Source organism: Nocardia otitidiscaviarum NBRC 14405, assembly GCF_000308635.1.
Taxonomy (GTDB): Bacteria; Actinomycetota; Actinomycetes; order Mycobacteriales; family Mycobacteriaceae; genus Nocardia; species Nocardia otitidiscaviarum.
This window is the reverse complement of sequence record NZ_BAGD01000116.1, coordinates 25288-38804: the sequence shown is the minus strand read 5'-3', so window position 1 is coordinate 38804 and position 13517 is coordinate 25288. Positions and strand designations below refer to the sequence as shown.

Here is a 13517-nt window from a genome sequence, read left to right as displayed (position 1 = left end):
GGTCCCGCCACGTTCCGGTCCGGGCACGGGTCTTCGGGAGCGGCGTGCCGATCCCGTTTGCCGCCTATGTGCTGACCTAGCATCTCTGGAATGCGCCATGATCGACTTCCCGATGGTTTCGGGGTGCGAATCGATCCCAGGGTGCGCACTTACTCCGGTGGACGTTTCCTGGTCGGTGGCTCGCCGACCGGGTTGCTGCGGCTCGCGCCGGAGGCTGCGGCCCGGATCGGCGACGGCTACCTCGAGGTGACCGATCCGCTCTCGGCCCGGGTGGCCAGACGCCTGCTCGATTCCGGGGTCGGTAATCCGCGTCCGCGATTGCTGCCCTCGCCGGAGGACGTCACCGTGATCGTGCCGCTGCACAACGACGCCGCCGGGTTGGAGCGGCTGCTCTCGGCGCTGCGCGGGCATTCGGTGATCGTGGTGGACGACGGCTCGGATCGCCCGGTCCGCATTCCGCCCGCACGCGGCACCCGCCGTCGGGTGACGGTGCTGCGCTCGGATCGCCGCCGCGGCGCCGCCGCCGCGCGCAATCTGGGATTGCGGGCCGCCACAACCGAATTCGTGGCGTTCCTGGAGTCGGACGTGGTGCCGCGCAGCGGCTGGCTGGAGGTCATGCTGGGTCACTTCAGCGATCCCAAGGTGGCCCTGGTCGCCCCGCGCCTGCTGGCCATGGACCCGGATTCCACGGTGCTGGCCCGCTACGAGCACATGCGCGCGTCGCTGGAGCGTGGCCGCCGCGAGTCCGCGGTGCGCTCGCGCGGCCCGGTGCCCTATGTCCCGGGCACCGCACTGCTGGTGCGCCGTGACGCCCTGACGCGTGCGGGCGGATTCGACGAGACCATGACCGCGGGCGCGGATATCGACCTGTGCTGGCGGCTGGAGCGCGCGGGCTGGCGGCTGCGCTACGAGCCCGCCGCGCGAGTGGCGCACGAGTGCCCGGTATCGTTGCGAAAGTGGTTCGCGCACAAGGTCTCCGAAGGTGCCGGTGTGGCTCCGCTGGGGCAGCGCCATCCCGGGATGGCGGCGCCGCTGGCGGTGCCGCTGTGGACCGCGGTGGCCGCCCTGCTGTTCGCCACCCTCACCCGTTCGGGCGTGTTCTGCGGTCTGCTCACCCTGTGCGCCACCCTGGCCCGGCTGCGCCGCGTCTTCGCCGAACTCGACAATCCCACCCGGGTCTCGGCCATCTATCTGGCGCGCGGTTTCTCCGCGGGGCTGTGGCGGCTGGCGTCGGCGCTGTGCCGCCACTACTGGCCCGTCACCGTGCTGAGCATGGTGCTGTCGCGTCGCATTCGCCGCATCGCGTTCACCATGGCGATGGCCGACGGCCTGGCGGACTGGTTCACCCATCGCGAACCGGGCGGCCTGGACCCGGTGCGCTACCTGGCCTGCAAACGTCTGGACGACGTCGCCCACGGCACCGGCCTGTGGTGGGGAGCGGCCCGCGCGCGGTCCGCGGTGACCCTGCGCCCGACGCTGCCGCCGCACTGAACCGGCGTCCTTCCCGCAACCTCGCGCCGGGGCGTCGGCCACGAAGAACAAACCCGAATTAAAGATAAATAGACACATCTCACATTTTGTGAGGGTGCTGTCACGGTGTGACCTGCCGGACAAAGAACCTGCTTCCGGGTTGTATCCACTCCTTCGTCGGTACAGTTTGTGCCCGAAGGGAAAGGCAAATGGTCAGCAACATCGCAGGTGGGAGCCCCTCCCAGCACGGCGCCGAATCGGGCTCACAGCTGGGTGCGCTCGAAGCCTATGCCGCACAGGCCCACGGCTATCTGAGCGTCGGCCCCGAACAACTGGGTCAGTTGGCGGGTCTGCTGCGGCCGATGGTCCTGGAATCCTGGCTGCGCAGCCTGCGCGGCGGCGTCGATCCCATGGACGATGGTGACGGGCGCGGCCTGAGAGGCGCTGACCTGCAACGGTATCGGGACAATCACGCGATCGCCGCGGTGATGCCGCTGGTGGACAAACTGCTGCTGCGCGACGCCACCGGCACCGGGCTCATCGTGGTGGTGGCCGACCAGTTCGGCCGGGTGCTGTCGGTGCACGGCACGCCCGATCGGGTGAGCGCCGCGGCCGAGGCCGGATTGCGGGAGGGCAACGACCTGTCCGAGCGCCGGGTCGGCACCAACGCGGTGGGCCTGGTGGTGCGCACCGGCCGCGCGGCCTGGATCCACGGGCCCGAACACTTCCTGCACCGCATGCATCAGATCACCGGAGCCGCCGCGCCCGTTCACGATCCGGACGGCCGCCTGGTCGGCGTGCTCATGATCGCGGGCGGGGTGCGGGTGGCGCGCCCGGAGATCCTCGCGCTGGTGAAGGCCGCCGCCACCGCCGCGGAAATGGATCTGCTGCTGGCGGCGGTGCGCTCCGGCCGGGATCAGCAGGTGCGCCATCCCGCCGATGCACTGCACCCGCCCGCGCCGGAACGCCTCGGTCTGGAGGTGCTCGGGCTCGGGCAGCCGCAGCTGACCGTGGCGGGGGAGCGAGTTCCGTTGTCGCAGCGGCATGCCGAGATCCTGCTGCTGCTCGCCGAACACACCGAGGGGCTGAGCGCGGACCATCTCGCGCTGTTGCTGGACGACGCCGATCTGGACAACGCCACCATCCGCGCCGCGGTGTCGCGACTGCGTTCGGTGGTGGGTTCCAAGGTCTTCGGTTCGCGTCCCTATCGATTGCTGGTGCCTATCGCCACGGATGTGGAGGCGCTGCGCGCCGCGCTGGATTCCGGTGATGTGGAGGCCGCCGTTCGGCTCTATTCGGGGCCGGTTCTGCCGCGTTCGACCGCCCCGGGAGTCATAGACATTCGCGATGAGTTGCGCGTGCGGTTGCGCACCGCTGTGCTGCGTTCCGGGGATACGACCGTGCTCAGCAGATGGACCGCGGGCGCGGAGGGGCGTGACGACGCGGCGGCCTGGGTCGCCTATCGCGCTACCGTTGACCGGGACTCTCCCTTGTATTCGCAGATAGAAGCCAAGATTCGCGTTCTCGATCGGCGTATGGGCGCCGATGCAACGCAGATGCAACGTTTCGGCTCCTAGTCTCCACATCCGAAAGCGCGGTCAGTCACATCTGACGACCGCAGTGTGGCGACACCCACATTCGCGGTGGCCGCCGCGTTCTCCCGTGAGCCAACTAGACGCTCGTCCAACTTTTTTTCCGGAAAAAGTTCCGTTTTATTCTGTAAACGCCTAGTCTTCGCCATACATGGACCGCATCCATGTGACGCAGGTGACAGTGCGGCCACTTTTGGACAGTGTCCACCAGTGGTCGCGTGAGTTGGAGGAAGAGCTAGAGCAGTAGATCCAGATGCGGGAAGCGCCCGGGCTCCACATGGTTTCGGCCCGCCTCGCACCCGCGTTCCGGCCGCCGATCCGAGGGCAGAGGATCTCTTTCGGTGCGGCTGGGAAGTCCGCAGCAGATCACGCGTGTGGCACCCCGTGGGCGGGGTGGCGCGCATTCGTCGAATTCCCGTGGTGGTTCCGCGGCACGGGCATCGCGCAGACGGTGCTCGGGCCTGATTTGTGCTGCCTGAAAAGCGTTTCGCCGCTTGTTGATTCGTCATATCGAGGAGGCTCTGGTGCAGGGTACGGAGTTGGATGGTGTCGGAGTGGCCCGGCGGGTCGAGCCGGTGGTGACGGATCCCGTGCCGTTCCCGCTGGCTCCGGCGCAGCTGGGCGTCTGGTACGCGCAGCTCCTCGATCCGGAGGTGCCGATCAATGTGGCGCAGTACGTGGACGTCGCCGGCGAGCTGGACCCCGCGCTGCTGAACCAGGTGCTGGTCGGCGCGGCTCGCGAATTCGGTTCCGCCCTGGTGCGTTTCGTGGAGATCGACGGGCAACCCCAGCAGGTTGTGGACCCTTCGCTGTCGGTGGAACACCAGATCGTCGACCTGCGCGCCGCCGCCGATCCGATCGCCGCCGCCCACGAATGGATGCGCGCCGATGCCACCGCGCCGGTCGATCTGCTCACCGATCGCCTGTTCGCCGGAGCCGTCCTGCGCGTCGCCGATCGGCGCTGGTTCTGGTACATGCGAGCGCACCACATCGTGCTCGACGGTTTCGGCGCGCTCACCAACACCATGCGGGTGGCCGAGCGCTACACCGCGCGCGTGCGCGGCACCGAACCCGGCCCGGTCCGGTCCGGAACGCTGGAGTCGCTGGTGGCGGGCGAACTGTCGTATCGCGACAGCGACCGCTTCGCAACCGACCGCGCCTACTGGAGCGAGCGGATCCGCGGGCTGGAGCCCACCACCCTGTCGCGGCGCGTGGCCGCGCCCGCCGCCGGAAATCGTCGGTACGGCCGAGCACTGCCGCCGCGGTTGACAGAGGCCATGAATTCCCTTGCGGCCACGCATGATTCATCGGCGGCGGTGGTGCTGCTGGCGGCCTTCGCCGCCTACCTGGCACGCCTGACCGACCGCCCGGAGGCCGTGCTGTCCATGCCGGTGACGGCCCGCACCACGGCGGTCATGCGGCGTTCGGCGGGCATGCTGTCCAATATCGTGCCGCTGCGGCTGCCACTCGACGCCGACGCCACCTGGGCGCAGCTGCTGCGCACCACCCGGCTGGAGGTGTCGGGCGCACTGCGGCACCAGCGCTATCGGCTCGAGGATATGCACCGCGACACCGATCGCGACGGCGGACCCGGCGGGCGGACGCTGTACGGGCCGCTGGCCAACATCATGCTGTTCCCCGCCGACCTCACCCTTGGCGACGCCCCCGGCCGGTATCACGTGCTCACCAGCGGTCCGGTGGAGGACCTGAGCATGCAGGTCTACTACGGCGACAGCGACCGGGTGCACCTGGAGTTCGAGGCCAATCCGAACCTCTACACCCACGACGAGATCGCCAGACACCACGGCCGTTTCGTCGCCTTCCTGGAGCGGCTGCTCGGGGCCGATCCGGGGACGCCGCTCGGTGCCGTGCCGGTGACCACCGAGCTGGAACGCACGGTGAGCCTGCGCACCTGGAACGACACCGGCCGCCCGGTGGGACGCGACGCCACGCTGGTCTCCCTGTTCGCCGCGCAGGTGCGGCGGACGCCCGACGCCGTGGCACTGCGCTGCCCGGGCGCACCGGGGTGCGAGCTCAGCTACGGCGAACTCGACGCACGTGTGAATCGGCTGGCCCGGCATCTGATCTCGCTCGGCGTCGGACCGGAGTCGCTCGTGGGTCTGCACCTGCGGCGCTCACCCGAACTGGTGATCGCCATGTACGCGATCCAGGCGGCGGGCGGTGCGTACGTACCGCTGGACCCGGATCATCCGGCCGAACGCCTCGGCCACATTCTCGATACCGCGCGGCCGGTGTGCGTGCTCACCCGGACCGCGGACCGGCCCACGGCCCTGGACGCCCCCGTGATCAGCGTGGACACCCTCGAGCTCGACGGCTACCAGAGCGCGCCGCTGATCGATGCCGAGCGCCTCGCGCCGCTGCGGCCCGCGAACACCGCCTACGTCATCTTCACCTCGGGTTCCACCGGCCGCCCCAAGGGTGTGGCGGTCAGCCACCGCTCGATCGTCAACCGGCTGCTCTGGATGCAGACCGGCTATGTGGCGCTGACCGATTCCGACCGCGTCCTCCAGAAGACGCCGTTCACCTTCGACGTCTCGGTACCGGAATTCTTCTGGCCGCTGCAGGTGGGCGCGCGGTTGGTGCTGGCGCGCCCGGACGGCCACACCGATCCCGACTACATCGCGGACCTGATTCGCCGCGAGGGCATCACCTCGGCGCATTTCGTGCCGTCCATGCTGACGGCCTTCGTGACCGCGCTGGAGACGCCGGACGCACACGCGGCGTCCGGGGGACGCAACGCAGTTCGAACGTTGCGCCACGTATGGTGCTCGGGCGAGGCGCTGCCGGTGAGTCCGGCACTGCGCGTCGCCGCTTTGACCGGGGCTCGCGTACACAACCTGTACGGCCCCACCGAAGCCGCCGTAGAGGTCACCTGCCACGAGGTGACCGGCGGGGACGCCGAATTCGCGCCGATCGGCGCGCCGGTGTTCAACACCCGGTTGTACGTGCTCGATTCACGTCTGCGACCGGTTCCCGTAGGGATCCCGGGTGAGCTGTATCTGTCGGGGGTTCAGCTCGCCCGGGGCTACGTGGCGCGCCCTGGCCTGACGGCCGAGCGCTTCGTGGCCGATCCGTTCGCGGCCCCCGGCGAACTCATGTACCGCACCGGCGATCTGGTGTGCTGGAACACCCGCGGCGAGGTGGAGTACCTGGGCCGCACCGACTTCCAGGTGAAGCTGCGTGGGCTGCGCATCGAACTCGGCGAGATCGAGACGGTGTTGGCCGCGGTGGAGCGGGTGGCGCACGCCGTGGTGCTGGTGCGCGACGACCAACTCGTCGCGTATGTGGTGCCGTCGGCTTCGGGCGCGGTGAGCGAGGAGCGGCTGCGGGCCGCCGCGGCGCGCGCCCTGCCCGCCTATATGGTGCCGACCAGTTACCTGCTGCTGGACGACCTGCCGCTCAACAGTTCCGGCAAATTGGATCGCAAGGCGCTGCCCGCGCCGCGCCGCACCGCCGCGGCCTACACCGCCCCCGCTTCCCCGGTCGAGGCGACGGTGGCGCGGGTGCTGGGCGAGGTGCTCGGCCACGAGCGGGTCGGGCGCGACGACGACTTCTTCGCGCTCGGCGGCAACAGCCTGGTGGCCACGCGGGTGTCGGCGCGGCTGGCCGCCGAGCTCGGCTGCCGGATCGGCCTGCGAGAGCTGTTCAGCGCCACCACCGTCGCGGCGCTGGCCGCCGTGATCGAGCAGCATTTCGTGGATGCCGACGCGGAGGTCGGTGCAGCGGTCCCGGTGCCGCGTGAGCGTCCGGAGGTACTGCCGCTGTCCCCGGCGCAGCAGCGCATCTGGTTCCTGAACCGGCTCGACAGCACCGGCGCCGACTACAACATGCCGTTCGTGGTGCGGCTGCGCGGCGACGCGGATATCGCGGCGCTGCGGGCGGCGGTCGCGGATGTGGTGGCCCGGCACGAGGTGCTGCGCACGATCTTCCCACGCACCGATGCCGGCGCATGCCAGCGCGTGCTGCCGGCCGACGCGGTATCGCCGTTCGTGGACCCCCGCTGGCCGAACGGCATGGACTGCGGACTCTTCGGCGGCAGTGCGCCGCTCGCGGATTACGCACGGCCGACCCCCGCCGCCACCGCTCTTCCCGTGCCGGGCACGGCCGAAGTCTCGGGTGCAGCCGATTCAGTCACGGCGGCGGCCGACTCCGCGGCGGGCGTGGTCGACCCGGTGGCGGGTGCGCAGGCTGCCGTCGGCGGTGCGATGGGGGCGGACGTCGAGCCGATCAGCGCTGCGGAGCTGGATGCCGAATTGCGTCGCTTCGCGGCCGAGGGCTTCGATCTGGAGCATGAGATCCCCTTCCGTGCACGGCTTTTCCTGATCGCCGAGCGGGATCTGGCACTGGCGGTGGTGTTGCACCACATCGCCGCCGACGGACTGTCGCTGCCCGTCCTGGCGCGCGATGTGGCCACCGCCTACGCGGCGCGGCGTGCGGGGCACGCGCCGGGCTGGGCTCCGCTGCCGTTGCAGTACGCGGATTACACGCTGTGGCAGCGGGAACGGCTCGGTGATCCCGCCGACGAACACTCGCTCGCGGCACGGCAGCTGCGCTTCTGGACCGAGGCCCTGGCGGGCGCGCCGGAGCAGTTGGACCTGCCGTCGGATCGGCCGCGTCCCGCGGTGGCGAGCGGAGCCGGAGCCACCTACCTGCTGGAAGTACCTACCGGTCTGCATGTGCGCCTGGCGGAAACCGCTCAGGAACACGGTGTTTCGACCTTCATGCTGGTGCACGCCGCGCTCGCGGTGCTGCTGGCCCGGCTGTCCGGAGGCGACGACATCGTCATCGGCACCCCGGTGGGCGGTCGCGGAGAGCGCGAACTGGACGAACTGATCGGCATGTTCGTCCAGACGCTGCCGCTGCGCACACCGGTCGACGGACGAATCCCGTTCTCCGCGCTGCTGGACCGGGTACGCGAAGTCGATCTTGCCGCCTTCGCGCACGCCGATGTGCCGTTCGAGCAGCTGGTCGAGGTGCTGAACCCGGCACGCTCGCGAGCCCGGCATCCGTTGTTCCAGGTGATGCTGTCCTGGACGGGCGCCGGGGGTATCGGTGTCGAACTGCCCGGATTGCTTGCCACGGCGGGTACCCTGGACACCGGAGTGACCAAATTCGATCTTTCGATCGCGGTCACCGAAAGCTTCGCCGGTGCCGGTCCCGGGGAAGGTCCGGCACCGGCGGGGATCCAGGCGGAGTTCACCTTCGCCACGGATCTATTCGATTCCACCACCATCGCCGAGTACGCGCGCTATCTGCTGCGCCTGCTCGACACCATCACCCGCACCCCCGGCACCCCGGTGGCCGACCTGCCCCTCCTGGACGCGAACGAAGCCCGCGAAGTTCTCGAGCTGGGCACGGCCACAACGGAATCCGCCCGTGCCGCGGGTGGTGCGGGCGCTCAGGTGGCCGCGACCGCCGTGACCGCTGAGCTCGCCGAAACGGTGATCGCGGCATTCGAACGCCAGGTTCGGGCCACCCCCGCCGCCGTCGCGCTCATCGACGGCCCCTGGGTGCTCACGTACGCGGAGATGTCGGCGCAGGTCAATCGGCTTGCCCGGCTGCTCGTTTCGCTCGGCGTCGGACCCGACGCCCCGGTGGTGCTGGGGATGCGGCGCTCGGCCGAATTCGTGCTGGCGGCCTACGCGGTGCTCACCGCGGGCGGCGCGTACGTGCCGGTCGATCCGGACCAGCCCGCGGCCCGGGTGCGCCGGGTGGTCGAGACCGCGCGACCGGTCTGTGTGCTGACCACCTCGGACGACGGCTGGGAAGCCGAGACCGATGTGGCGGTGGTGGTCGTCGACACCGCCGGACTGTCCGCCTTCGCCGCCGACCCGGTGACCGATCTGGACCGCCGGGGGCCGCTGCGGGCGGCGAACCTGGCCTACGTCATCTTCACCTCCGGCTCCACCGGAGTCCCCAAAGGCGTTGCCGTCCAGCATGCTTCGGTCGCGAACCAAATCTCCTGGATCGCCGCCGAGTACGACGTCGCCCGCACCGACGTGGTGCTGTTCAAGACCCCCGCCACCTTCGACGTCTCGGTGTGGGAACTGTTCGCCCCGTTGGTGCGCGGCGCGACCCTGGTGGTCGCCGCCCACGACGGGCATCGAGACCCCGCCTACCTCGCGGAGACCATCGCGCTCTACGGGGTCACCATGACCTCGTTCGTGCCCGCCATGCTGGCGGTCTTCGCGCAGTCCGTCGCACCGGCCGAAATCGCCTCGCTGCGAACGGTGCTGGTGGCCGGTGAGGCATTCGGCGGCGAGATCGCCGCCGCCTTCGCCCGGGTGAGCAATGCCGCCCTGCACAACCTGTACGGCCCGACCGAGTTCACGGTGCACGCCACCCACGCCCCCGCCGACTCGGCCGCGTCCGGCCCGGTGCCCATCGGCCGCGCGGTATCCGGCGCGCACGCCTACGTCCTCGACGCCCGCCTGCGACCGGTGCCGCCCACGGTGCCCGGCGAACTGTACCTGTCCGGCGTACAGCTGGCGCGCGGCTACCACGGCCGCGCCGATCTCACCGCCGACCGCTTCGTCCCGGACCCGTTCGGCCCCGGCGGCTCTCGCATGTACCGCACCGGCGACCTGGTGCGCTGGAACCGCGCGGGCGCACTCGAATACCTGGGCCGCCGCGACTTCCAGGTGAAGCTGCGCGGCCAGCGCATCGAACTCGGCGAGATCGAGTCCGCCCTGCTGGCCGCCCACGACGTGCGCGCGGCGGCGGTGACGGTGCACCACCACTCCGCCGGCGAGCTGCTGGCGGCCTACGTGGTCACCGATCTCCCCGAATCCGAACTGGCCGAGGTGCTGAGCGAGCGCCTGCGCGGGATCCTGCCCTCCTACATGGTGCCGACCGCCTACACGCGGTTGACCGAGATGCCGCTCACCGCCTCCGGCAAGCTGAACCGCACGGCGCTGCCGGAACCTCAGGTGCGCACCACGGCCTACCGCGCCCCGGTGACTCCCGCGCAGCGTGCGGTCGCGGAGATCTTCGCCGAGGTACTGGGCGCGCGCCGGGTCGGCCTCGACGACGACTTCTTCGCACTCGGTGGTAACTCCCTGGTCGCAACCCGTATTTCGGCGCGGCTGGCCGCGGCGATGGGCGCGGAGGTGCCGGTCCGCCTGCTGTTCGAGCATCCGACGGTCGCTCGTCTGGCCGACAACATCGCCCCCGGTATCGAGCGTCCGCGGCCACCGCTGGTGGCGGGGGTGCGGCCGGAGACGGTGCCCCTCTCCTACGCGCAGCAGCGCATGTGGTTCGCGAACCGCTTCGACGCCGCGTCCGTCGCCGACAATCTTGTCGCCGCACTGCGACTGGAGGGTGAACTCGACCGGGACGCGCTGGCGGCCGCGGTCACCGACGTGGTCGCGCGGCACGAAACGCTGCGCACCGTCTATCCGGCGGTGAACGGCATCGGGCGGCAGCGGGTGCTGCCGGTCGACGCGGCGGCCGTGGCTCTCGTGACGGCGGATATCGCCCCTGCCGAACTCGACGAACGTATTCGTGCCCTGGCCGCCGAACCGTTCGCGGTGGCCGAACGGGTGCCGCTGCGCCTGACGCTGCTGCGTACCGGGGAGCACGATCACGTGCTGGTGGTCGCGGTGCACCACATCGCGGCCGACGGCTGGTCCATCGCCCCGCTGACCCGCGATCTGTTGGCCGCGTATGTCGCTCGCCGGGCCGCCGACGCACCGGAGTGGCCGCCGCTGCCGGTGCAGTACGCGGATTACACGCTGTGGCAGCGTGATCTGCTCGGCACGGCCGACGACCCGGAATCCCTCCTGGCCGAACAACTCCACTTCTGGCGCGCCGAACTCGACGGACTGCCCGAGGTGCTGGCCCTGCCGACGGACCGGCCGCGTCCGGCCACGCCGTCGGGTCGAGGAGCCGCGCATCGCTTCGCCGTCTCCGCCGACCTGCGCGACCGGCTGCGACGGCTCGCCGAGAGTCAGCACGCCTCACTGTTCATGGTCGTGCACGCGGCCTTCGCCGCACTGCTGGCGACCCTGTCGGGCCAGCGCGACATCCCCATCGGCACGCCGGTCGCGGGCCGTGGTGAACGGGCCCTGGATGATCTGGTCGGCATGTTCGTCAACACCCTGGTGCTGCGCACCGAGGTGCACCCGGAGCGCTCCTTCACGGAGCTGCTGGCCGCGGTGCGGGACGCCGATCTGCGGGCCTTCGCCCACGCCGAGGTGCCGTTCGAGCGGCTGGTGGAGGAGTTGGCCCCCGCCCGGGTGACGAACCGGCATCCGCTGTTCCAGGTGGCCCTGACCTTCCAGAACCACAGCCTGCCCGCCGGGGCGGTGGCCGACCTGCGCGTGGCGGCCCTGCCGGTGACCACCGGAACGGCCAGGTTCGATCTCCAGCTCACCGTGGCCGAACCGGATACCGGCGACCTGGATGTCGAGATCACCTACGCCACCGATCTCTTCGACGTGGTGACCATCGACATGCTCGCCGGACGTTTCGAGCTGATGCTGGAGACGGTCGCCGCCTACCCCGCGCTGCCGGTCGCCGATATCCGCCTGCTCGGCGAGGGGGAGCGGCACTGCCTGCTGTACCGGTGGTCGACCACGGCACCGGGAGTGGACGCGACGGCCACGCTGGCCGGTCGTTTCGCCGCCGCCGCGGCGATCGATCCGGCGGCCGTGGCGGTGCGAGTGGATGGTTCCGCCCTCAGCTACGCCGAGTTGGATGCGCGGTCGAATCGGTTGGCGCGTCGGTTGATCGCCGCCGGTGTCGGGCCGGAGGCGTTGGTGGCGGTGGCGTTGCCGCGGACCGCGGATCTGGTGGTGGCGTTGTTGGCGGTGGTGAAGGCGGGTGGTGGTTATCTGCCGATCGATCCGAATTATCCGGCTGATCGCATCGAGTACGTGGTCGATGACGCGCGGCCGGTGTGTGCGCTGACCAGCGCCGGTGCGAATCTGCCCGCGGGCTGGTTCGGCGGACCCGTGATCGATGTGGACACCGCGGAACTCGACGGCTACTCGGCGGCCCCGGTGACCGACCGGGATCGCCGCGCGCGGCTGGATCCCGCCCATCCGGCCTACGTCATCTATACCTCCGGCTCCACCGGCCGCCCCAAGGGGGTGCTCGTTCCGCACCGAAACGTGGTGCGGCTGTTCGACAATACCGAGGGCGATTACGGTTTCGGGCCGTCGGACGTGTGGGTCATGTTCCACTCGTACGCTTTCGATTTCTCGGTGTGGGAGCTGTGGGGCGCTCTGCTCTACGGCGGCAGCATCGTGCTGGTCGACTATTTCACCTCTCGGTCGCCGCGTCAGTTCCGGGAACTGCTGGCAACCGAGCGGGTGACGGTGCTCAATCAGACGCCGACCGCGTTCTATCAGCTGATCGCCGCCGACGCCGAAGCCGCCGCCGCTGCCGACGGGGAGGGCGCTGGCGATCTGGCCCTGCGCTATGTGATCTTCGGTGGCGAGGCGCTGGAACCGCAGCGGCTGCGGGACTGGTTCGCTCGTCATCCGGAGTCTCCGGTGCTGGTGAACATGTACGGCATCACCGAGACCACGGTGCACGCGTCCTACCGGCCCATCACTCCGGAGATCGGTGCCACCAGCGTGATCGGCGGTGCGCTGCCCGGCCTGGCGCTGCGCGTACTGGATGCGCGCCTGCGTCCGGTGCCGGTGGGAGTACCGGGCGAGATCTATGTCTCCGGTGGCCAATTGGCTCGCGCCTACCTCGGCCGCCCCGCGCTCACGGCGGCCCGCTTCGTGGCCGACCCTTACGGTGCGCCCGGTGCGCTGGCCTACCGGTCCGGCGATCTGGCCCGCTGGACCCCGGCGGGGGAACTGGAGTACCTCGGCCGGGCCGACCAGCAGGTGAACCTGCGCGGCTTCCGCATCGAACTCGGCGAGATCGAGGCGGCGCTGCTGGCCGAGCCCGGTGTCCGGGAGGCGGCCGTGGTGGTGCGACGTGACGAGGGTGTGGACGGGGCCCGCATCGTCGGCTACGTGGTGGCCGACGCCGCGGTCGACCCCGCGCTGCTGCGGGAGGCGGCGGCGCGGCGGCTACCCGAGTACATGGTCCCCGCCGCCGTGGTCGCGGTGGAGCATATTCCGTTGACGGTCAACGGCAAACTCGATCGCGCCGCCCTGCCCGCACCGGTGTTCGAGACCACCGGTTACCGGCGTCCCACCGGTGTCGCGGAGGAGATCGTCGCGGGGGTGTTCGCCGAACTACTCGGCCTGGAGCGGGTCGGCGCGGCCGACGACTTCTTCGCCCTGGGCGGCAGCTCCCTGCTGGCCGCGCAGGCGGTGGCGCGCATCGGTGCCGCGCTGGACGCCGAGCTCGCGGTCCGCGCGGTGTTCGAATATCCCGGTGTGGCCGCCCTGGCCGCCCATGCCGAGGCGCATGCCGGTGCCGGTACCCGCATTCCGCTGGAAGCCCGGCCGCGCCCCGACCGGCTGCCGC

The 13517-nt window shown here is 70.5% G+C and carries 3 protein-coding genes (1 of these 3 running past the window's edge); all 3 read left to right on the top strand.

Going from position 1 to position 13517, the window contains the following annotated elements; genetic code table 11:
• The first annotated feature begins 90 nt into the window (after window positions 1–90).
• On the top strand, window positions 91–1491 hold the full coding sequence (gene mftF, locus ON31_RS26165; RefSeq protein WP_039817443.1) for a mycofactocin biosynthesis glycosyltransferase MftF: 1401 nt from the start codon (window positions 91–93) through the stop codon (window positions 1489–1491).
• Between the two features lie 188 nt (window positions 1492–1679).
• Window positions 1680–3047 carry a GAF domain-containing protein gene (locus tag ON31_RS26160; protein ID WP_039817442.1) on the top strand — a complete coding sequence of 456 codons (1368 nt, stop codon included), beginning with the start codon at window positions 1680–1682 and terminating at the stop codon, window positions 3045–3047.
• A 539-nt stretch (window positions 3048–3586) separates the two neighbouring features.
• A protein-coding gene (locus ON31_RS26155) for a non-ribosomal peptide synthase/polyketide synthase (RefSeq protein ID WP_255222262.1) crosses the window boundary here: on the top strand, window positions 3587–13517 show its 5' portion. The gene runs 8093 nt beyond the window's last position; only the first 9931 of its 18024 coding nucleotides appear in the window; the start codon lies at window positions 3587–3589; its stop codon lies beyond the right edge, outside the window.

Excerpts from the sequence above, each read along its gene's own strand:
- mftF (WP_039817443.1), top strand. The coding sequence starts at position 91 with ATGCGCCATGATCGACTTCCCGATGGTTTCGGGGTGCGAATCGATCCC.
- ON31_RS26160 (WP_039817442.1), top strand. The coding sequence starts at position 1,680 with ATGGTCAGCAACATCGCAGGTGGGAGCCCCTCCCAGCACGGCGCCGAA.